This window comes from Hymenobacter metallilatus (genome assembly GCF_003944705.1).
In the GTDB taxonomy this organism is placed as follows: Bacteria; Bacteroidota; Bacteroidia; order Cytophagales; family Hymenobacteraceae; genus Hymenobacter; species Hymenobacter metallilatus.
In genome coordinates this window covers 190256-212121 of sequence record NZ_RWIS01000007.1, presented here as the reverse complement: position 1 = coordinate 212121, position 21866 = coordinate 190256, and the positions used below count along the sequence as shown (strand labels likewise).

General features: G+C 60.2%; 20 protein-coding genes. 8 read left to right on the top strand and 12 right to left on the bottom strand.

The genetic code is table 11. From position 1 onward, the window contains the following. Positions 1-52 precede the first annotated feature (52 nt). Positions 53-1939 (top strand): hypothetical protein, encoded by a 1887-nt coding sequence (locus tag EI290_RS12310; RefSeq protein ID WP_125430548.1) that lies wholly within the window; start codon positions 53-55, stop codon positions 1937-1939. 12 nt (positions 1940-1951) lie between these two features. Here EI290_RS12310 and EI290_RS12305 read toward each other — a convergent pair whose 3' ends face one another. Next, complete coding sequence (locus tag EI290_RS12305; RefSeq protein WP_125430545.1) at positions 1952-2695, bottom strand: glycosyltransferase; 744 nt, start codon at positions 2693-2695, stop codon at positions 1952-1954. Positions 2696-2852: 157 nt separating this feature from the next. Further along, positions 2853-3587 (bottom strand): outer membrane beta-barrel protein, encoded by a 735-nt coding sequence (locus EI290_RS12300; protein WP_125430542.1) that lies wholly within the window; start codon positions 3585-3587, stop codon positions 2853-2855. A gap of 159 nt (positions 3588-3746) precedes the next feature. Between EI290_RS12300 and EI290_RS12295 the strand changes: the two genes are divergently transcribed. Next, positions 3747-5147 (top strand): mercuric reductase, encoded by a 1401-nt coding sequence (locus tag EI290_RS12295; protein WP_246008938.1) that lies wholly within the window; start codon positions 3747-3749, stop codon positions 5145-5147. A 5-nt stretch (positions 5148-5152) separates the two neighbouring features. Here EI290_RS12295 and EI290_RS12290 read toward each other — a convergent pair whose 3' ends face one another. From EI290_RS12290 to pheT, 5 genes are all read right to left on the bottom strand, one after another. Beyond that, positions 5153-5740 (bottom strand): hypothetical protein, encoded by a 588-nt coding sequence (locus EI290_RS12290; RefSeq protein ID WP_125430536.1) that lies wholly within the window; start codon positions 5738-5740, stop codon positions 5153-5155. Between the two features lie 313 nt (positions 5741-6053). Beyond that, a complete protein-coding gene (gene rny / locus EI290_RS12285; protein WP_125430533.1) occupies positions 6054-7751 on the bottom strand; it encodes a ribonuclease Y in 1698 nt (565 codons plus the stop codon). Positions 7752-7886: 135 nt separating this feature from the next. Further along, a complete protein-coding gene (locus EI290_RS12280) occupies positions 7887-8177 on the bottom strand; it encodes a cell division protein ZapA (RefSeq protein WP_125430530.1) in 291 nt (96 codons plus the stop codon). A 34-nt stretch (positions 8178-8211) separates the two neighbouring features. Then, on the bottom strand, positions 8212-8508 hold the full coding sequence (locus EI290_RS12275) for a hypothetical protein (protein ID WP_125420402.1): 297 nt from the start codon (positions 8506-8508) through the stop codon (positions 8212-8214). Positions 8509-8665: 157 nt separating this feature from the next. Then, positions 8666-11161: a phenylalanine--tRNA ligase subunit beta gene (pheT, locus tag EI290_RS12270; RefSeq protein ID WP_125430527.1), complete on the bottom strand. Its 2496-nt coding sequence runs from the start codon at positions 11159-11161 to the stop codon at positions 8666-8668. A gap of 195 nt (positions 11162-11356) precedes the next feature. Here pheT and EI290_RS12265 point away from each other — a divergent pair, with 195 nt between their 5' ends. Beyond that, positions 11357-11965 (top strand): Uma2 family endonuclease, encoded by a 609-nt coding sequence (locus EI290_RS12265; protein WP_125430524.1) that lies wholly within the window; start codon positions 11357-11359, stop codon positions 11963-11965. Between the two features lie 52 nt (positions 11966-12017). Here EI290_RS12265 and EI290_RS12260 read toward each other — a convergent pair whose 3' ends face one another. Both EI290_RS12260 and radC read right to left on the bottom strand, forming a co-directional pair. Next, positions 12018-12632, bottom strand: a complete 615-nt coding sequence (locus EI290_RS12260; protein WP_125430521.1) for a DUF1684 domain-containing protein — start codon at positions 12630-12632, stop codon at positions 12018-12020. A 155-nt stretch (positions 12633-12787) separates the two neighbouring features. Further along, the gene (gene radC, locus EI290_RS12255; protein WP_246008937.1) at positions 12788-13519 is read right to left on the bottom strand and encodes a RadC family protein; all 732 of its coding nucleotides are present in this window, start codon (positions 13517-13519) and stop codon (positions 12788-12790) included. A 144-nt stretch (positions 13520-13663) separates the two neighbouring features. Here radC and EI290_RS12250 point away from each other — a divergent pair, with 144 nt between their 5' ends. The 5 genes from EI290_RS12250 (at position 13664) to EI290_RS12230 (ending at position 18083) form a co-directional block, all read left to right on the top strand. Continuing rightward, entirely contained in the window at positions 13664-14908 is a 1245-nt protein-coding gene (locus tag EI290_RS12250; RefSeq protein WP_125430515.1) for a metallophosphoesterase, read from the top strand. Positions 14909-15137: 229 nt separating this feature from the next. Next, positions 15138-15779, top strand: coding sequence for a hypothetical protein (locus tag EI290_RS12245; protein ID WP_125430512.1), 642 nt, complete (start codon positions 15138-15140; stop codon positions 15777-15779). Positions 15780-15952: 173 nt separating this feature from the next. Next, positions 15953-16612, top strand: coding sequence for a carboxypeptidase-like regulatory domain-containing protein (locus EI290_RS12240; RefSeq protein ID WP_125430509.1), 660 nt, complete (start codon positions 15953-15955; stop codon positions 16610-16612). Between the two features lie 102 nt (positions 16613-16714). Continuing rightward, complete coding sequence (gene uvsE / locus EI290_RS12235; RefSeq protein WP_125430506.1) at positions 16715-17638, top strand: UV DNA damage repair endonuclease UvsE; 924 nt, start codon at positions 16715-16717, stop codon at positions 17636-17638. A gap of 97 nt (positions 17639-17735) precedes the next feature. Next, positions 17736-18083 carry a hypothetical protein gene (locus EI290_RS12230; RefSeq protein WP_125430503.1) on the top strand — a complete coding sequence of 116 codons (348 nt, stop codon included), beginning with the start codon at positions 17736-17738 and terminating at the stop codon, positions 18081-18083. Positions 18084-18162: 79 nt separating this feature from the next. Here the strand turns inward: EI290_RS12230 and EI290_RS12225 are convergent, their stop codons facing one another. The 3 genes from EI290_RS12225 to EI290_RS12215 all read right to left on the bottom strand — a co-directional run bounded on the left by EI290_RS12225 (position 18163) and on the right by EI290_RS12215 (position 21865). Beyond that, positions 18163-18561, bottom strand: coding sequence for a hypothetical protein (locus tag EI290_RS12225; RefSeq protein WP_125430500.1), 399 nt, complete (start codon positions 18559-18561; stop codon positions 18163-18165). A 157-nt stretch (positions 18562-18718) separates the two neighbouring features. After that, complete coding sequence (locus tag EI290_RS12220; protein WP_125430497.1) at positions 18719-20506, bottom strand: HAMP domain-containing sensor histidine kinase; 1788 nt, start codon at positions 20504-20506, stop codon at positions 18719-18721. 195 nt (positions 20507-20701) lie between these two features. Then, positions 20702-21865, bottom strand: a complete 1164-nt coding sequence (locus EI290_RS12215) for a universal stress protein (protein WP_125430494.1) — start codon at positions 21863-21865, stop codon at positions 20702-20704. Position 21866 lies beyond the last annotated feature (1 nt).

The following is a 21866-nucleotide window of genomic DNA, read 5'->3' as shown; positions in this document are numbered from 1 at the left end:
TTGCCTGAGCTGGCACTGGGCTGGCTCTGCATCCTCCACCCCTCCCCTACGTATGCCTATTTCGCTTGCCGCTGCCCGGCGCTGGCGTCCTTCTGCCCGTGTTCTGCTACTGCTAGCTCTGGTGCTGCAGGCGCTGCTGGTGTTACGCGCTTTTGGGGCGCTACTGCTGGAGCCCGGCCAACACCTGCTGGTAACAACCCAGGATGGCGCCAAGAACTACGTTACGTTTCAGGCCTACGTGCAGCAGCCCTGGGCCAATGGCTTAACCTGGTTCGGGATGATGAACCATCCCTTTGGCGACTATCTTTTCTTCACGGACAATACTCCACTGCTGGCCGTGCCAGTGCGCCTTTGGTCGCACTATATTTTCGACCTCCGGCCCCACGCGCTGGATGTGTATCATGGGTTGATGCTGGCTGGCTTTTTCATTAGCACGGCACTGCTGGTGGCTATTCTGCGCCGTTTGGTGCGGCACTGGGGGCTGGTTGTGCTGTTTGCCGTTATGCTGCCGTGGCTGAATCCGCAAACCAGCCGCCTGCTGGTTGGCCACTTCAACCTCTCCTACAGCTGGGTGGTGCTGCTGGCCGTTTGGGGGCTGCTGGGCCTGTACGAACGGGCCCAGGCCAACCGGCCCATTAGGCCCTGGGTGCTGGTCTTGACAGCAGGCTTCATTGTGGCCGGCCTTATTCATCTGTACTACCTGCCGCTGCTGGCCCTTACCACGGCGGGTTTCTTTGCCTGCTGGCTGCTGCGTCGGCAGCAATGGCGCAACACCACGCTCAGTGGCGCAGCCCTGCTCCTGACGCTGCTGCCAACAGTAGTTTGCTTTGTGATAGTGCGCCTTACCGACGGGTATCGTGGTCTGCGCAGCATGGAGGCCACCGGCTTCAACTACGCGCCCTGGAAACTACAGCTTTCTGCCCTGCTCAAGCCTGGCAGCTACCAAACGGTGCATTTCTGGCTGGAGCCTCGGGCTCAGCCTACCTACGAGTCGGTGGCGTACCTGGGGGCGTTTGCGTTGTTTGGACTGACGTTTTTTGCGGTAAGCTGGCTGGTGCGTCGGCCGGCGGCCCGGCATTTCTGGCAGGCCTGGAGCCAGACACCGGAACGGGCTTTTCTGTGGTTGCTGCTGGGCGCAGCTCTGGTTGGAGTGGCCGTTTCCATTGGCACCGAATATGCCGTTGCCGACGACCAGTACGTGTTCCAGAACTACTTCAGCGCTTTCTATTACCTGCAGAAGATTACCAAAGCGGTTACCCATTTCCGGGCAGTGGCCCGGTTCAGCTGGCCGTTTTTCTGGGCCGTTAACCTGGTCGTGCTGGTTGGTCTTGATTTCTGGCTGCGGCTTAGCCGCTGGCCGGGCCGATGGGTGGTAGCAGTAGCGCTGGTGGTGCTGGCATTGCTGGACACCCGCGACACAATCAAGCATTACCGCAAGTCGTTGCTGCCCAACCTGCTCACCGACCAACGGACTTTCTCGGAGCTACAGCCCCTGCTGCAACAGATACAACCAGCACAGTATCAGGCCATTTTGCCGGTACCGTTCTTTCATGTGGGCAGCGAGGACCTGGCCCTGACCGTAGACGACGACAACGCCCATTCGCTGCACGCCTACGCGCTGTCGTTGGGTACTAACCTGCCCTTAATGGCCAGCAAACTTTCTCGCACGCCACAGGCACACGTACAGGAGCTGCGGAGCATTTTCCGCCCTCAGGGCCCAACCCCAACCCTGCGCGCGCACCTGCTGGCGGCCGGCAAGCCCGTACTGGTGTTGTATGATGAAAGCTACTTCGACGGCACTAATCCCTACGGCAAGCAACAATCCAACCCGTTGGCTCAGCAGCTTATTGCGGCCGGAGCCAATCTGCCGCAGTGGCAGCAGCTTACCCTGGTGGCGCAGTCGGGTAAGCTGCGCCTTTACCGCTGGGACGTGCAGTAACCACTGCACGTACTAGTAGCGGCGTCGCCGGCCCAGAATGCGGATCAGGTTGGTAGTTTCGGTTAGCAGGATGCGCGGATTCAGGCGCGAAAACACAATGCCAGGCTTCAGTTCAACCGCCTGAGCCAGCACCCGCAAATGCTGAATGCGCGAGGCCAGAAACAACAATTCCAGATCGAAGAGGTAGCGCTGGGTGGTAGTACGCAGGAACAGTTGCCGTCCGGTGGTATTGAAAGCTTTAAGCCCGCACTGGGTGTCTTCAACGGGCAGGCGCAAGACATGGCGGGTAACCCGCCGCAGCAAGCGGGAAACGCGCCGCCGGGCCGGCGGCACCTGGGCATAGTAGGCATCGTCCCGCACACCTACCACAATATCAGCCCCCGACTGCAGCAGGAGCTGGTACACCGCCGCCATACTGTGCTCCTGATAGGGGAAATCAATATCCGTGAACAGGCAGTAAGGCTCCTGAACCTGCGCCATGCCTTTGCGTAAGGCGTGGCCTTTACCGTAGTTTGTGGGGTAGGCCACGTACGTGAATTGCCCGGCCAGGGTAGTAGTAAGCAGGGCTATATCATCGGCGGTTACGTCTGCTATGGCCCCGTCATTCACCACGTACACATGTATTGCCACGGGCGGCAACAATGACTGCAGCCGCTCAAGGCTGGCCAGAATATTAGCCGCCCACCCGCTGGGCGGGCGGTAGCAAGGCACTACAATGGCTAAGGGGTGGGAGTACTCCGGGGTGGAGAAAGACATAGGAACAGCAAACTGCCGCAAAGTTACAGCGCAGCTTGCATGTAATCGGCAGAACCAGTACCCGGGTTACTTGCCAAGGCAGATAAACAGGCCATTTATAGAGCTGTACAACTACCCCAAGGCCTTGCCCGACACGCCCCTACCCAATCAAACGCTCCTATTTCCCGCCACTCTGCCCACCTACATTCACCACCAGCCCAAACTGAAACACTGAGTTAGCCGCCTTGAGGTAGCGCCGGTGCCGCAACCCGAAGTTGCTGCCGCTGATAAGCTGGAAATCCAGGGGGCCAACCAGATTAATGCGGGTGTAGGTAATCGGCTCCAGAAATACGTTGTCTTCGGGCGTATGTGGCTGCCCGTCGAGGCGGAAGTTGGTGAGCGTAACGTAACTGGCACGCAGGGCCGTACCGTAGGTTACGGGCCAGTCGCGGCCCAGTACGTGGTACGTTTTTTTGTCCTTGGAAGTGTAATTCACCTGCAGGAAGTACTTGTCCAGGCTACCCTCCAGGGTGCGGGTAATGCCTTCGGCGGGCGTACGCTCCACCCGTTTGGTGTGGCCCAGCCCGTAGCCGCCGTACACCTCCAGCACCCGGTTGTCGCGCAGGCGGGTATAGTAGCCCAGGCCCAGCTCACCGAAGTCGTGGTCCTCCGCCCGCTTCTTTTTATCGGTGTGCAGAAACGACACCGAGCCCATTACACCCAAATGGTCGGACACGGCGTAAGCGCCCTGCGCAGCGGTATTCTGGTTGAAGTTGGTATGCAGCCCGCCGCTCCACTCGCCCTTTTGAGTAAGCAACGGCACCTGGGGCGGAGGCGGAAAATACAACGACGAGCAACCTGCCAGTAGCGGCAGCAGCAGCAGAAGCGCGGCACAACGAAGCGGGTAGAGCATAGGCAACCGGAACCGGAAGATAGGGAGTTGGCCTTCAGAACGTCGACAGTCGGGTTTCGTTGTATTGGGCCCTGCTAGTTACGCCTGAGCCCGACGGTTCGAAGCCAGTTTCCGTATAGCCCGGGTGGCCCAACGTCTGGCCGCCCGATTTGCGCCCTTATGCCTCGTCCTACTCGTTTTGATGCAATTATTATTGGTTCCGGCCAGGCCGGCAACCCCCTGGCTACGGCCCTGGCCAATGCCGGCCGTAAGGTAGCTGTTATCGAAAAATACCTCCTGGGCGGCTCCTGCATCAACTACGGCTGCTCGCCGGTTAAGGCCCTGCTGGCCTCAGCCGAAAGAGCACACCAGGTAGCTACGGCCGCCGAATACGGCATCAGAACCAGCACCCCTAAACCCGATTTTCCAGCCATTATCCAGCGTAAAGACGCCATCATCCAGCACAAGCGCGACGGAGTGCGGGCCAATCTTACCCAGGAGCAAAGCGGCATTACCGTGCTCATGGGGCAGGCCCAATTTACCAGTGCCCGCACAGTTCGGGTGCGCCTGAATACCGGCGGCGAGCAGGACCTAACGGCTCCGCTCATCTTCATCAATACCGGCACCCGGGCTGCAGTGCCGCCCATTCAGGGATTGGTGGAAAGCGGCTACCTCACCAACGTGGATATTCTCGACCTGAAGCAACTGCCCGAGCATCTGCTGATTCTGGGCGGAGGCTACATCGGGCTGGAGTTCGGGCAGATGTTCCGCCGCTTCGGCAGCCGCGTTACAATTATTGATGCGGCCAAGAATCTGCTGGAGCGCGAGGACGACGATGTGTGCCAGGCTATGCGTCAGCAGTTGGAAGCCGACGGCGTGGAGTTTGTGCTGGAAGCTGAAGTACGGCGCGTATCGCGCAACGCCGACGCTGAGTACATCCTTACGGCCAGTACTGCGGCCAGCGAAAGGCGCCTGCGGGGCTCCCACCTGCTGGTAGCCGTGGGCCGGGAACCCAACACCGACGACCTGGGCCTGGAAGCCGCCGGCGTACAAACCGACGAAAAAGGCTACGTGCTGGTAAATGAGCGGCTGCAAACCAACGTGCGCGGCATTTACGCCCTCGGCGACGCCCACCCCGGCCCCCAGTTCACTCACTTGGCCTACGACGACTACCGGGTGGTGCGCGACAACATTCTGCACCGCAAGCGCCGCTCGGCCAAGGCTCGCCCCCTGCCCTACGTGGTATTCACCCAGCCCCAGCTGGGCCGCATCGGCCTCAGCGAAAAGCAGGCCCGCCACGAAAAGATTGCCTACCGCGTAGCTACCATGCCGGTGCGGGTTATTGGCCGGGCCCAGGAAACCGGCCTCACCGCAGGCTTTATTAAGGTGCTGGTAGACGAGCGGCAGCGCCTGCTAGGTGCCACCGTTTTCTGCGAGCAAGGCGGCGAAATCATGTCGATGCTCCAATTGGCCATGGCCGGCGGCCTCACCTGCGAGGAGCTCCAAAACACGGTATTTGCTCATCCTACCTGGGCCGAGGCATTGAACAACCTGTTTGTAAAGCTTATGAAGGCTGGTTAGGCGGGCTACTCCCTGAACCGGTGCGGGTAAATCGTGAGCCCAAGGGAAGTAAACAACCGGCCTTCTTTGGTGTTGCGAATTCGCTCATCCGGTGAGGGCCATTTTCCTTCGTCCAGCGACACGGACAGGCTGCTGGTGAGGCGTAATTGCAGCCAGGGAAACGCATCCGGATTACCTGAGCTGATAAATAACATGGGTTCCACTCGGGTCATCTGATTTAGCGGTATGGCTATTCCTTGATCTGTCAGGGAAGTAAACCGTACCTGTGCTAAGCGCAAGGCTGCTCCGTAACTTAAATGCCCAGTGTTCAGCCAGCTTTCATCCCGCACCACGTACACTTCCGCGTGGAGCTTCTGAAATTTAGCCGCATAGCTGCGGAATCTCACTGTATCCCAGCGGGCTTCGAAACCGCCATCCTCAAACCGTCGGCTACTTTTTCCGCCTCCATAACCGGCCAACCCACCTACTACCCAGCCGTTACCCAAGTCACGATACGTACCTACGCCGGCCTCTAGTTGCCTGATGCGGAAGTAGCTGGAGTCGCCGCCGCCCGTTTTCAACCCGCCCGCAACCTGCACCAGCAGGTTGTTCACTGGTGAGTAGGTTACGGAGCTTTCCAACCGGCCATTGATGTAAGCACTAGCGGCTACTTCGGCCTGACCTTTCTGCCTGATAAGCGGAGCTGCCGGCTGCAACGGGGCGTACACGGAGCAACTGGCCAACAGCAGGGATGCACTAGCGGCCGGTAGGTTAAGAAGAAGTATAGTTGGGCGCATATGGTTCTGTTATATGAGGTAACCGTTACCCAGGAGTCTGGAATTGCTTGCCGCGTTGCATTACTACCAAAACATAACCGCCCCCGCGGCCGAGGCTACGGGGGCGGTTATACAGTGATGAAACGACGTGCTACTTGGCGTAGGCTACGGCGCGCATTTCCCGAATTACGGTGATTTTGATCTGACCGGGGTACTGCATTTCCTTCTCAATTTTCTGGGAAATTTCGTAGCTCAACTCGGCGGCCCGCTCGTCGGTTACGTTTTCGGCGTCCACCATCACGCGCAGCTCGCGGCCGGCCTGAATGGCGAAACACTGATTAACACCCTTGAACGAGTTGGCCGTTTCCTCCAGCTGCTTCAGGCGCTTAATGTAGCTCTCCATCATCTCGCGGCGGGCGCCGGGGCGCGAGCCGCTGATGGCGTCGCAGGCCTGCACCAGGGGCGAAATCATGGCCGTCATTTCGATTTCGTCGTGGTGGGCACCGATGGCGTTGACTACGTCGGGGTGCTCCTTATACTTCTTGGCCATTTCCATGCCCAGGATGGCGTGAGGCAGTTCAGGCTCCTCAGTGCTTACTTTCCCGATGTCGTGGAGCAGGCCGGCGCGCTTGGCGTGCTTCACGTTTAGGCCCAGCTCAGCGGCCATGGTAGCGCAGAGGTTGGCTACTTCGCGGGAGTGCTGGAGCAGGTTTTGACCGTAGCTGGAACGGAAGCGCATACGGCCAACCATCTTGATCAGCTCGGGGTGCAGGCCGTGGATGCCCAGGTCGATAATGGTCTTCTCCCCGATTTCCACGATTTCCTCGTCGATGTTTTTGCGGGTTTTGGCCACAATCTCCTCGATGCGAGCCGGGTGGATGCGGCCGTCCTTCACCAGCAGGTGCAGGCTCAGGCGGGCCACCTCGCGGCGCACCGGGTCAAAACCCGAGATGATGATGGCCTCGGGCGTGTCGTCCACGATGATTTCGACGCCGGTAGCGGCTTCCAGCGCCCGGATGTTGCGACCTTCCCGGCCGATAATCTTGCCCTTCACGTCGTCCGACTCGATATTGAAAATGCTCACGCAGTTTTCAATGGCGTGTTCGGCGGCGGTGCGCTGAATGGTTTCCAGCACCACTTTCTTGGCGTCCTTGGTGGCCGTGAGCTTGGCCTGGGCTACCACGTCCTTGATATAGGAGCTGGCCTGAATCTGGGCTTCGTTCTTGAGACTTTCCACCAGCTGCTCGCGGGCTTCGGCGGCCGTGAGGCCCGAAATGGTTTCAAGCTGGGAGGTCACCTGCTGCAGCTTTTCGCTCAGGCTCTGGCGGGTTTCCTCCAGTTCCTGCTCCACTTCCTGCTCGCGCTGCTCCAGCTTGGCTAATTGCGTTTCGAGGGTAGCGCGGCGCTTTTCTTCCTGGGCTTCCAGTTTTTCGCGCTGCTGCTGAGCCTGCGTTTCCAGTCGCTCCCGGGTGGCATCTAACTCCTTTTCCTTGCGCTGAATCTGTTCCAGCTGCTTCTGGGTAGTCAGAGTGAGTTGCTTAATGCTTTGCTCCTGCTCCACTACCGTAGCTCGGCGCTCGGTCAGTTCCTGGTCAAGGGCCTGCTTCTGGCGCCGACTCTCCTGTTCAAATTCCTGCTTGAGGGTGCGGAATTTATCTTTCGACTGCTGAATCCGCTCGTCGCGGGTACGATTGGCTTGGGCTTCCGCCTCGGCCAGAATCTGCTGGGCGCGGGCTTTGGCATCTACTTCTTGATCCTGACGGGCTTTGCCGGCCAGTAGGCGTCCTAGCACCACACCTACCACGAGGGCAAGTACAGCAGCCAGAACAATATAGAGAGGTTCAGACATGAGCTATGAAGGGGGGTTAAAGGAAGGAAGAAACCCATAGCTCCGTAGAAACGCCAATGCCCGCGCAGGCAGCGGGGCCGATTGCCCCGCCCTGCTCGGGCTGCTACTTCGCGCTGCGGTGTACCCGGTAATCGGCTACACCAGCACCACTCCCGACAGCAACTCATCCAAGCGCGTGAGGCGCTCAGTCAGGGCTGCATCGGTCCCGTCCTTTTCCTTACTGACCTTCAGGCGGTCAGCCATTGTCGATAATGCAATCATGGCCAGCAGATCCTGCTTGTCCTGAATGCCATACTGGTCCCGAAATTCCTTCAGCCGCTCGTTTAGCAGCCGGCCTGCCAGGCGCAGGCGCTCCTCGTCCTGGGGGCTTACCCGCATGGGGTAGTCCCGGTCGGCAACGCGGATTTTGATGGATAGATCGGACATCAGTAGCCAGTGGGCGGTGGGGTTGGTGTGGTGGTTACTCCCTCAAATAGGCAAGGCACTTATCTATTTCTCGGATGTATTCGTTGAGGCGAAGTTTCAGCTCGTTGACATTGGCCGGTTCCCCGGCTATGGTATTGACAAGTTTAGTGATATTCTCCTGATTCTGGAAATCCTTCAGCTGCCGCTCCCGGTCACGCACGTCGGCCTGCAGCTGCTGAATGGTGGTTTGCGAATCGGCCAGCTCCTCGCGCAACTGCTGATAGGCAGCCACTAAGGTGGTCACCTGCCGCTCCAGGCGGTCGAGTTGCGCAAGCTGCTGGGTGGAGGCCATTTTTTAGTTTTTGGTTGGTGGTGAAGATACGGAACATAGTAGCGCGCAGCTCCGCTTCGCGCACGAGCCGCAGGCGAGTTCCTACGCGGCTCGTGCATGCGGAGCGGTACCGGGATACTCGCTCCGCTCGTGCGCGAAGCGGAGCTGCGCGCTACTGTTACTTCCGAATCAGAGCGCCGGCCTGCTGCTCGAACTGCTGGATGAGGCGGTTCATCACCGAGTCGATGGCCTGGTCGGTGAGGGTTTGGGCAGGATCCTGGAGCAGGAAGCTCACGGAGTACGACTTCTTGCCCTGGCCCAGATTGTCGCCCTCGTACACGTCGAACACGTTCACCTGCTGCAGGAGTTTCTTCTCGGTGCGGCGGGCAATCTGCTGGAGCTGGTCGAAGGTGACGGTTTTATCCACCACCAACGACAGGTCGCGGCGCACTTCCGGGAACTTGGGCAGCTCGCGGGCTACCAGTGTGTTCTTGTACTTGCGCATCAGCCAGTCCCAGTCCAGCTCAGCGTACCACACCGGCTGGCTCACGTCGAGGCGCTTCAGGATGGCCGTTGATACCGCGCCCAGCTGGGCTACCGGCTGGTTCTGAGCCAGCAGGGTGAGGCCGCCGGCCAGGTACGGGTGCTGCACCGGCTGCGAGGTGGGCTGCGGGAAGCCCAGCGAGGCCAGCACCTGCTGCACCGCGCCGGCCAGCTGGTGGAAGCTGCTCTTGTCCGACTTCTGCTGCCAGGTTTCGGCGGCGGTGTTGCCGGTGAGGTAAATGACCAGCTTGTTGTACTCCTCGTACTGGCCGCCGGCCTTCTGGCGGTAGGCTTTACCGAACTCGTACAGCTTCAGGTCGCGCTGGCGGCGGTTCACGTTGTGGCGAATTACCTCCAGGCCGCTATGCAGCAGCGTAGGCCGCATGATGTTCAGCTCGGCGCTGTTGAAGTTGAGCAGGCGCACCAGCGTCTCATCCTGCTCCCCTTCCTTCTCGAAGTACAGCGAGTTGGTGATGGAGTTGGTGATGATTTCCGAGAACCCCTGGCCGCTGAGCAAACGGGCCGTGTTCTGGCGGATGATTTCGGGGTCGGGGTTAGGGAACTGGGCCAGGTACGTGGCCGAGTTATGGGGGCGCAAAGCCACGTGGTTGTAGCCGTAGATGCGCAGAATTTCCTCAATTACGTCGGCCTCGCGGGTCACGTCCACCTTGTGCGGCGGCACCGACAAAATCCACTCTTGCGGGGAATTATGAGAGTTGAGTGCTGAGTTATGAGTTGAGCCCGTTTGCCCATTCATAATTCCTACTTCATCACTCATAATTTCCTCCGAGATGAGGATGTCGAGGTCGGTGAGTATCTGGCGGATGCGCTCGGGGGCAATGAACTGGCCCACCAGCTTCTCCACGCGGGGCAGGCGCAGGCGCACCGGCGTGTGGCCGATGTGGGTGGGGTACTCGTCCACCACGGGGGCGGCCACGGTAGCGCCGGCTACTTCCTGCAGCAGCAGAGCCGCCCGCTTCAGCCCGATGAGCACCATGTTGGGGTCGGTGCCCCGCTCGAAGCGGAAGGAAGCGTCGGTTTTGAGCTGGTGGGTCTGGCCGGTTTTGCGCACCACGGCCGGGGCGAAGTAGGCGCTTTCCAGGAACACGCGAGTAGTGGCTTCGCTTACGCCCGAGGTTTTGCCCCCGAACACGCCGGCCAAGGCCATCGGCGTACCATTCGCATCGGCAATAACCAGGTCTTCGGCGCGGAGGGTGCGCTCAGTACCGTCGAGGGTGGTGAACTTCTCCCCTTCCGCGGCCCGCTTCACGCGCACCTGGTTGCCCGTAATCTGGTCGGCGTCGAAGGCGTGCAGGGGCTGGCCCAGCTCGTGCAGCACGAAGTTGGTCACGTCCACCACGTTGTTGATGGGCGAAAGGCCGATGCTGCGCAGGCGACGCTGCAGCCACTCGGGCGAGGGGCCGACCTGCACGGTTGAGAGCAGCAGACCGGCGTAGCGCGGCGCCGCGGCGGCATCTTCAAGGGTTACGGTAATGGGCGCGGCGGCCGTAGCCGGGGCGTGGAAGCCGCTGATATCGGGCAGGTGGCAGGGCTGGCGCAGCAAAGCGCGCAGCTCCCGGGCCACGCCGTAGTGCGAGGCGGCATCGGCGCGGTTCGGGGTCAGGCCAATTTCCAGGACCGAGTCGGAGCCCAGGCCGAAGTATTCGGCGGCGGGCGTACCGTTGGGCAGGTCGGTGGTGAGCACCATGATGCCGGCGTGGCCCTGGCCCAGGCCGATTTCGTCCTCGGCGCAGATCATGCCCTCGGAGGCCAGGCCCCGGATTTTGGACTTCTTGATTTTGAACGGCTCGCCTTCGGAAGGGTGCAGCACGGCCCCGTCGAGAGCCACTACCACACGCTGGCCGGCGGCCACGTTGGGGGCACCGCACACAATCTGGCGGATGGTGCCGTCGCCCACATCCACGGTAGTAACGCTGAGCTTGTCGGCGTCGGGGTGCTTTTCGCGGGTGAGCACGGTGCCCAGCACTACGCCGCGCAGGCCGCCAGGTACGCTTTCCAGCTCCTCAATACCTTCTACCTCCAGCCCGGAGCCGGTGAGCAGCTTGCCAATTTCCTCGGCGGGTTTATCGGTGGGAATGAGCGTGCGGAGCCAGTCGAGGGATATTTTCATCAGTTGTCAGTTATCAGTTGCCGGTTGCCAGTTGTCGGTTGCTCATTCATTGTGACCAGGCTTTTACTGATAACTGGTAACAGGCAACTGACAACGGGTAACTGACGACAAAGGTACGGATTCGGGCGGGTGGCGGAAACCGAACCCGCGCGGGTGGTTTTGGTGTATATTTCGGTACAGCAACACTTAATCTGTATGTCGAACCGCCCTGCTATTTCGGAAGAGGCCATTGTACTGCGTGGCCCGCTGGTAACTGGCTTCACGGATGAGGAGTTTTTCCAGTTTTGCCAGGACAACCGTGACCTGCGCGTAGAGCGCACCGCCGACCACGAAATTATCTTTATGTTGCCCGCCGGATTCCTTTCCAGCTCGGCCAGCGCCGAGGTTGTTCGCCAACTCAGCAACTGGAATGTTGCCAACCGACTGGGCCGCGTCGGCGAATCATCAGCGGCGTACGTGCTGCCCGATAAGGCCACGCTCTCCCCCGATGCTTCCTGGTTCAGCCAGGCAAACTGGGCGCGGGTGCCGACGGAGCTGCGCAACAAGTTCCTGCCCATTTGCCCGGAGTTTGTGGTCGAAGTTAAATCTCCCTCCGACCGAATTTCCACTCTGCAAGCCAAAATGGAGCAGTGGCTCAGCAACGGCGCACAGTTAGGCTTTTTGCTGGATGTAGAAACCGAAACAGCCTGGGTGTACCGTGCCGGCCAGCCTGCAGAGGAACTACACGGCTACGACCAGGAACTCGATGCAGCACCCGTCTTACCCGGTTTCCGCCTGGATTTGCAGCCGTTGCGGGAGGAATAAATGCGTGTCATTCCTCGCTCCGCTCGGAATGACACGCATTTGTGGAATATTATTACTTAAACGTCTTCTCCCCGGCTTTAATTTCCACAGGCAGGCGGTTGTCGGCGGGGGGCACGGGGCAGGCGTAACCGTCGGCGTAGGCGCAGTAAGGGTTGTAGGCCTCGTTGAAATCCAGCACTACTTCCGTGTCACCGGCGGCGGGCAGGGGGGCGTCGAGGTAACGGCCGCCGCCGTAGGTAGCGAAGCCGTTGGTGCGGTCGGTGAAGGGTACAAACAGCGTGGTGTCCTTGCCGTCGGCTTTCAAAAACAGCGTGAGTTTGTATTCCTGCTTGTTCAGGACAAAGCTGGCCCGGCCCCAGCGCAGGTACTTATCCACTTTGCCATCAGTTAGAGGCATTTCCACCGTGTCGCGCTGAGCCAGTTGCTCCAGCTGGGCCTCGAACCGGTAATCTGTATCCGGGGCGTAGTAGTTCAGGCTGTCGAACGTCTGACGTTGCTCCGGACTCAGAGGTGAGTCTTCGGCCCGCCGAAACCCCGTGTTTTTAGCCTCCCGGGCCTTGCGCAGGCGGGCGGCGTACTGGTCGTCGTTAAGGAGAATATCCTGGGCAAAGTAACCGAATACCAGCAGCAGGCCGAGGGCAATGAACAATTTGGGATGTAAGCGCATGGGGCAAAAATAAGGCGCGGTTCCGGCTCCGGGCAGAATTAGTAGCGCGCAGCTCTGCTGCGCGCACGAGCCGCAGGCGAGTTCCCACGCGGACGGGGCGGTACCAGATACTCGCTTCGCTCGTGCGCGAAGCGGAGCTGCGCGCTACTGGCGGGTTACAGCATGCCCTCATCAGCAAAGCTGTAGTAGCCGTTGTCGGTATAAATGAGGTGGTCGAGGATGGGCAGGTCGAGGAACTGGCCGGCTTCCTTGAGCTTGCGGGTGAGGGCAACGTCGGCGGCGCTGGGGTTCTTGTTGCCGCTGGGGTGGTTGTGTACCAGAATGATGCTGCTGGCCAGCTGTTCCAACGCCTCCTTGAAGATGAGCTTGGGGTCGGCGACGGTGCCGGCCACCCCGCCCCGGCTGATGCTGACGGTACGCATGACCACGTTGGCCCGATTCAGGAGTACCACCCAGAATTCCTCATGAGGCAAATCCTGCAGGTGGGGCCGTATCACGCGGTAAATGTCGCGGGAGTTGGTGATGGTGGCGCGGGCGGGGGCATCGGCCTCCTTGCGGCGGCGGCCCAGCTCCAGGGCCGCCACGATGGTAATGGCTTTGGCCTCTCCTATGCCCTTTTGGCGCATCAGCTCTTTCAGGGAGAAGCGGGCCAGGGCGTTTAAGTCGTTCTGAGCGGCGCTGAGCACCAGCTTAGCCACATCCACGGCCGAGAGCTTGGCCGTGCCCGAACCCAGCAGAATGGCCAGCAGCTCGGCATCGGACAGGGCGGCGCGGCCTTTCTGCATGAGCTTTTCGCGGGGCCGGTCCTCCTCGGCCCAACTTTTTATACCAAAAGCGGCCGGGGTTGCGTACGGAACAGCAGCCGATTCAGGGGTTGGTACTGGCATATTTTCCGTCAGATTGTCAAACTCTTGCATAGGGCACCGTTGTTGTAATGCCCGGAATTTAAAGCAAAAACCCCTCAGTCTCGTCTCTTACTCTGGCAACTCGCGCCAAACCCAAGTCAAGGGCGCAGAGTTGTCGTTCATTTTATGCGCAACCCCTCGTTCCTCGTTTTCTTTTTCGGTCTGATAGCTGTGGCCGAATGGTATGGCTATCAAGCCTTCCGCACTGTTTTTCAGTCAGCCGACTCCGGCACCCGCCGGCTAACGGCCGCTCTGTACTGGGGTATTTCGGTGGGCATTTGGGTGGTAGGCTTCTGGGCCCTGCGCAACCGCCACGAGCATCCGTCCTTTAAATCCTACCTGGGCGGGCTACTGCTGGCTGTACTGGCCGCCAAAATCGTCATTCTGATTCCGCTGCTGCTCGAAGACCTGACGCGCGTGGCCCGCTGGGCCCTGCAGCTCGGAAGCCGCCCCGCCGGCAACGCCGGCACCAGTATTTCGCGCAGTGAGTTTCTGAGCAAGGCGGCCCTGGTGCTGGGAGCCGTGCCGTTCGTGTCGTTGCTCTGGGGAATGGCGAAGGGCGGCACCGACTACACCGTGCGCCGCGTGACGCTGCGCTTCCCCAACCTGCCGGCTTCCTTTGATGGGTTCAAGCTGCTGCAGATTTCTGATTTGCACACGGGTTCCTTTCACTCCAAAGAGCCCTTGCAGCGGGCCGTGCAACTCATTAACGAGCAGCAGGCCGACCAGATTTTTATGACCGGCGACCTGGTGAATAACTACGCCACCGAGGTAGAGGAGCACATCGACACGCTGGCCGGCATCCAGTCTAAGCTGCCCATCTACTCCATTCTCGGCAACCACGATTACGCCGACTATGTGAACTGGGCTGAGGAAGGCGGCCCTGCGGCCAAAGCCGCTAATCTGGCCCGCATCAAGCAAAACCATGCTAAAATTGGCTGGAACCTATTGCTGGATGAGGCCCGCACCGTGGAGCGCAACGGCGAGAAAATTGCCATTCTGGGGGTGCAAAACTGGGGTGCCCGGGGGTTTGCTCAGTACGGTAACCTGGCCAAAGCCCACGCTGCTGCTGACCCTGCTGCGCCGTTCAAGATTTTGCTCAGCCATGACCCTTCACATTGGGATGGGCAGGTACATCAGTACGAGGATATTGATTTAATGCTGGCGGGGCATACCCACGGTATGCAATTCGGCGTGAACCTGCCCTTTCTGAAATGGAGCCCGGTGCAATATGCCTATAAGCAGTGGGCCGGCCTGTATCAGCGTGGTAAGCAGTATCTGTACGTGAATGCCGGACTGGGCTTTATCGGCTACCATGGCCGGGTGGGCTTCCTACCCGAAATTACGGTGTTTGAGCTACGCCGGGGCTAGGTAAAGCGTTCAGGCTGAGTAAACAGGTATATAGCTACAGAAGACATGTACCCCGGAGCTAGGCTCTGGGGTACACGTTTTTACGGACGACTCCCTTCCTGCCTGGGCCAAAGCCCAGCCCTGGGGTATACGTTCTGCATGGTGCACGGCAACCAGACGAGCTTGCACTCCGTATAGGCCGCATTAGATTTTTCCTACCCTCTTCTCTCCCTTCAATTTCTCTCAAGCCATGAAAAAGACCTTGTTAATCTTCTCGGCCGCGGCGGCCTTTATGACGGCTTCGTGCTCGGAAAACAAAACTGCCGACACCGCCACGACCACCTCGGCCGACGGTACCACTACCACCACTACTACCACCACCACTACCTCCTACACGCCCGAAGCCATTGAGCGCCGGGCCGACCGGATTGCGGCAGATATGGCGGCTAAAATGAAGTTCGACGACGCTACCCGTACCAAGGTGCGCACCGTGTACGTAACCCGCGGCCAGCGTATTGCCGAGCTACAAACCAAATATGCCACCGATACCACTGGTATGGCAGCCGCTATGCGCGGAGTGTATACCGACACCGACGCGGAGATGAAATCCATCTTCACCGACCCAACCCAGTACTCGGCGTACGAATCGAGCCGGACGGACTACATGGACGACCGGTACATGGAGGATGACTCCAACATGGCAACTTCCGACATGAGCACTACTGATGCCACGGCTTCGGGTTCGGATATGAGCGACGCTTCGAAAGTGAAGGTAAAAGCTGACGGCGACGTGAAAATCAAAGACGCCGAGGGCAATAAGATGAAGATGGACGGCGACGACGGCACCGTAAAGATGAAACCGGAAGAAGGCGACAAGTCCGTCATCAAGTAATCTGCACTACTGGTAAACCCAGCTTAGCCGCAAATTTGCTGCTACCCAAGAGCCCGCACCTGCAACGGTGCGGGCTCTTTTTGTCTCCTTCCGGCGTTGATCCGTCGATGATACACCCTAATCAGTAGGTTTTATTGGATTTATCTGCCTAGGGTGCGTTAGTTTGTTGCCTGATGATGCGTTTTCTGCTCCTTGTTCGCTATGTGCTGCTCCTGGTGCTATTGTTGCTGGCCGGGCTGGCCCAGGCGCAGATACGGGTAACCGGCAGTATTTCTGATGCGGCCTCCCGCAAACCTATACCCGGTGCCACGGTACTGGTACAACGGACCCGGGCCGGCGTAGTAGCCAACAAGGAAGGCGACTTCAACATCACGGCCAACAACACCGATACGCTGGTTTTCCGGGCCATTGGGTACAAGGCCCAGCGGCTGTTGCTGGGGGGTACGGGCCTCTCGCAGCTGATTGTGCAGATCAAGCTGCTCCAGGATACGGTGCAGCTGGGAGAAGTACGCATTACGGAAGGGCGCCCCGACCGGGCCACTATCAACCGGGCGCTGCGCAACATCAAGCGGCCCAGCACTGCTCCTACCAGCGCCGTGAAGCGCCCGCCGGCCCCCAAGCCACTCTTCCCCGTGGATTCTGCGGCCCCTAAAGCACCTGTGCCTACTCTGGCCAGTCCTGTAAGCCTGCTGTATGAGCAATTCTCCCGGGAGGGCAAACAGCGTCGTAAGATGGAAGAAATTCAGGCGGAGGAAGCCGCCGAAAAGGCCCGGCAGGTGCAGCGACGCTACAACAAAAACTTCAAAGATAACCGGGGCTACGAGGTGGAGTAGCGGTGAGATGGGGAAGTGATGCGCTTGATGTGCCATCATGCCATCATGCTTCGTAAGCTCAGGATGATGGCGCTTTTCCCCGTTTTCCCGTATAGCCGGGGTATGAAGATTGGATATCCCTGTGTAAACGAAACGCTGGATTGCACCACCACCAGCACGTTCCGGTTGGCTTCGTACTCCGATGAGCGGGTGGAAACAGCCGTAAGCAACAACCTGAGCTGTCTGTTGCGCATTCTGGCCTGGAACGTGGAGCAGCAGCTGCTGTTTTTTCGCATTGGCTCGGGCATCGTACCGTTTGGCTCCCACCCTATCAATACGTATCCCTGGCAAACACGCTTCGCGGCGGAGTTCCGGCAGGTGGGCGACTTTATCAAGGCCCAGGACATGCGCGTATCATTTCACCCCGACCAGTTTGTGGTGCTGAACTCGCCCAGCGAGGATATTGTGGAGCGTAGCATTCAGGAGCTGATTTACCAGGGCTCGATGCTGGACTTGATGGGCCTGAACAGCACCCACAAGCTTCAAATCCACGTTGGGGGACTTTACGGCGACCGGGAGCTGGCCATTTCGCGCTTCATTACCACCTACGAGCGGTTGCCGGAGGCGGTGCGGGCACGACTGGTTATCGAGAATGACGACCGGCTGTTCAGCCTTCAGGACTGTTTGCGCGTGCACCGGGCGGTGGGCATCCCCATTCTGTTCGACAACTTCCACCACGAGTGCCTGAACCACGGTGAGCCGATGGCCGAAGCCCTGCGCCTGGCCGCCGCCACCTGGCACCCCACCCACGACGGCGTGATGATGATGGATTACAGTTCGCAGGCCCACGGCGAGCGGAAAGGCAAGCACACCAATAGCATGGAGGAAGACCTGTTCCGGGGCTTCCTGCACGACCTCGGCGACCTGGACGTGGACATTATGCTGGAAATAAAAGACAAGGAAGCCAGCGCCGGCCGGGCCTGCGGCATTCTGCGTGGCCTGGGCCGCATAGCAGCGGCAGAGGCCCTGTCTGGTGCGTCATCGTAAAGAGAGGGCCGCTAACTAACCCCGCGCACAGCCGGCCCGTACAGCCTTCCGACGGGCCGCGCGGCTTGTTTTCACGCTTCTATTCCCTTCCCTACCAATGGTATTTTCTGATCTGCTCAACGCCACTACCCATTCCCTCAGCAACGGCCTGACCGGCATTCCGATTAGTGCCGCCATGGACAACACCGAAACCTGGCAGCAGCACCTGCTGCAAAGCGGCGAGCCAGCCCTCCAGGATATCGGCCGCGAACTAGGCAACCTGCAATCCTTACTTAGCAGCGGTGCAGCGGGTCTTAATGGGCAGGCCATAGGCCGCTCCCTGAGTATGCTGGGAGCACAAACGGCGGAAATTGTCCGTTCCTCACCTGAAGAGGTAAAAAGTGGTCTTTCCAGTCTTTCTGATCTGCTGCTGAAAGCGGGTGGGCAGTTGGAAGAAGCCCGCTAGCCGCCCAATCCTTCCCAACACGCAAAAAGCCGCTCCGTAGTAGTACGGAGCGGCTTTTTGCGTACATCCAGGCAGTCTACTAAGGGCGGGTAGTACCCGCCGGCGTGGTAGTAGTGGGCGTGGTAGTCGGAGGTGCTGTGGCACCGGGTGTCGTTCTGACGCGGGTACCGTTACCTATGGTGCGGGCACGCGGGGTGCCCGTTGGGGTAGTGCGGCGCACATCACCGGAGCGCATTGTTGGCGTGGTAGTGGGCCGCTGGTCGATGGCACCGGGCACACTGGTTTGCGTAGGGTTGGTAGTAGTGGGGGTGCGCTGGTCGAGGGTGCCGGGGTTAGTGGTGGGGTTAGCCGGGTTGGGCGGCGGCACGGTGGTCTGGTTGAGCGTTCCGCCCCGTTGGGGCTCAGAGGGAGAAATCTGGGCGGAGGCGGCGGTGGCGGTCAGGAGCAGCGCGGCTGCGGCAAGCAGGGGAAATTTCATGGCGAAGCAGATGTAAGATAAAAAGGACCCGCCCCAGCAGTGGGGTGGCGTAGGTGGCTGTACGTGAGGCAACTCCCAGTCGCCGGACAAACCCAAAATCTTATGTGCGTGCCGTTGAGCTTAATTTGACCCAGCGTTTCGGCCCCGCGCCGGCCCCTCAGCCCGCCACCGGCAGCGTGAAGCGGAAGGTGCTGCCGCTGCCCAGCTCGCTTTCCACCCACAGCTGCCCGCCCTGGCTCCCGATGAACTCGCGGGCAATGCTCAGGCCCAGGCCCGAGCCGCCCCGGTAGCCGCTCTTGTCGGGAATCTGGACGAAGCGCTGGAAGATTTTTTCCTGGTACTGGGGCGCGATGCCGGGGCCGTGGTCCTGCACCAGCACCTCCACCTGCTGCCCGCCCGCCGCCAGCGCCGCCCGAATGTGCAGCTGCCCCTGCTCGGGCGAGTAGCGGATGCCGTTGGCCAGCAGGTTCAGCAGCACCCAGGTGGTTTTCTCGATGTCGGCACGTACCGGGGGCAGCTCCGTGGGCACCTGAATATCGAGGGTGAGCTGCTTGGGCTGGAGCTGGAGCTGAATGGTGTCGGCGGCAAACTGCACGATGTCGCGCACCTGGGTGGGCTGGAAGTTGAGCTGAATGTTGCCCGATTCCAACCGGGACACGTCAATCAGCTCGCCCACCAGCTTAAGCAGCCGCTGATTTTCCTGCTTGATGGTGGCCAGAATCCGCTGCTGCTCCTCGTTCACGGTGCCCACTTTGCCGTTTTGCAGCAGCTTGAGGCTAAAATTGATGCTGGAAAGCGGCGTTTTCAACTCGTGCGACACCGTAGCCAGGAAGTTCGACTTGGCCTGGTCCAGCTTCTTGTATTCCGACACGTTGTGCAGCGTAAGAATGGAACCCACAAACTCCATCTTGTCCAGGGCCTCGTTGAAGCTGATAACGTCGTTAACGGCTACGCGGTAGTACACTTCCTCACCGTTCTGGGCCAGCGTGAGCACCGGCCCCGCCTCCTGGGGGCGCTGGGCGGCGGGTGTATCGAGGTGGCGCAGCAGTTCCCGGAACAGGTCGTTCTGGCGGGCCACCTCGTCGGCGGGGCAGCCTAGCAGCTCGGCGGCGGGCAGGGCCAGCAGGTTGGCCGCCACGGGGTTCACCAGCAGCACCCGGCGGTTCTCATCCACCAGCAGCAGGCCTTCATCTAAGTTGTTCACGATGCTGGCCACGCGGTTGCGCTCGGCCATCAGCTGGGCCAGCGTGGAGGTGCGGTAGTCCTGGAGCTGCACCAGCATGCGGTTGAAGGCCCGCGCCACCGTACCAAACTCGTCGTGGCTTTCCACCGGAATGGAGGCCGAATAGTCCTGGTTGGTGGCGTTTTCGATGCTGGCCGTGAGCTTGCGCAGGCCGCTGACGGCCGCCTCGGGCACGCTCAGCACAAACAGCAGGGAGGTGAGCAGGGCAAAGGTTAGTAGCGCCAGCACATAGCGCTGCTGCTGGGTGGCGGTGCGGTTAGCGGCTTCGTTTTTGCGGCTGAGGGCCTGGGTGTTTAGGTCAATCATGCGGTAGGTCAGCCCCCGGAACTTCTGCATCTGGCTTTGCCATATTTGCGGCGAAGTCGTATCGGAAGCCAGATACCGGTTCAGCTCACCTACCCGGTCAACCAAGGAGTCTACTACCTGCTGCTCACCAGGTTCCGTGATGTTGCCCGCCTCCCGCGTCAACAGCTGCTCGAAGCGTTTCTTGGAAGCTTCATCCAATGGAGCTTCCCGCAGCTGCAGCTGGTCGAGGGCGCGCAGCATTTGCTGGCCCAGCTCAATGGAGTATAGATTGTCCTTGACCACGTTGCGCGCCGTGCGGTCGAGGCGGTTAAGCGAGTACAACGTGAAGGCACTCACCCCCAGCAGCAGCAGCAGCATGGTGACAAAGGCCAGGGTGATTTTGGTTTTGAGGTTCATGGGCGGGGTAATTGTTCTACTTGACCGTCATGCTGAGCTTGTCGAAGCATCTCTACCGCTTCGTTTGGGCGGTTCAGTAGCCCAGGGTTTAAATCCTGGGCTATGGAGCGGATATCGGTGCAACGCTGGTTGATTAGCCAGAGGTAGAGATGCTTCGACAAGCTCAGCATGACAGCTTACCGGACTCTAACTACATCAGTAACTCACTAGAAACACGTCCACATCCAGCGGGGAGCGGGCTACGGCGCGGATGAGGCGGCGCGTGACGCCCCGGCGCAGCAGCCGCTCCCACCAGCTTTTCTCGCCCGTTACGCCGCAGATGAGCAGCGTCACGTTCTTTTCCTGGGCGATGCGCAGGATTTCGGGCACGGCGTCGTCGGCTTTTACGCGCAAAATCTGGCCGCCCAGCTCGGTAGTGAGCTGCAGGTTGTTGAGCAGATGGCGCTGAGTGGCCAAGTTGATACGGTCGACCGATTCGCGGGGCGTTTGCACATAAAGCACGTACCAGCCGGCGGCCGAGAGGCGGTCGGCGAGGCGTGAGGTTTTGCGGATGATTTCCCTGGCGGCCGGGGCGTTGGCGTTGATGCAGGCCAGCAGGCGGTCCTGGTTGCGGCGCTCGGGGGCCACGGGCGCGGCCCCGCCCCCGTCGGTTTCAATCTGGCGGCTGATGAGGTTGGCAGTTTCGCGCACGGCCAGCTGGCGCAGCTGCAACAGGTTTTCGGCCTGAAAGAAGTTCTGCAACGCCGTGGGCACCTTGGCCGCGTCGTAAATCTTGCCTTCCTCCAGGCGCCCGCGCAGCTCGCCCACCGTCAGGTCCACGTTTACCACCTCGTCGGCCTGCTTGAGCACCTGGTCGGGCACGCGCTCCGTTACGTCGGTGCCCGTGATGCGCAGCACCTGGTCGTGGAGGCTTTCCAGGTGCTGGATGTTCACGGCCGTGAGCACCGAAATGCCGGCCCGCACCAACTGCTCCACGTCCTGCCAGCGTTTCTCGTTTCCGGAGCCGGGCACGTTGGTGTGAGCCAGCTCATCGACCACCACCACCGAGGGCCGGCGTTGCAGAATGCCCTGCACGTCCATTTCCTCCAGCATCCGGCCCTTGTAGAAGATGTGCTTGCGCGGCACCGTGGGCAGGTCGCGCAGCTCGGCCACGGTGCCGGGGCGGCCGTGGGTTTCAATGTAGCCCAGCACCACATCCACGCCGTGGGCCCGCAGCTCGTGGGCTTCCTGCAACAGGCGGTAGGTTTTGCCCACGCCGGCCGCCAGCCCCAGATACACCTTCAGCCGGCCCCGCCGCCGCTCCTGCACCAGTTGCAGAAACCGCTCGGCCGACTGGTCACGCTCTTGGTCGTCACTCATA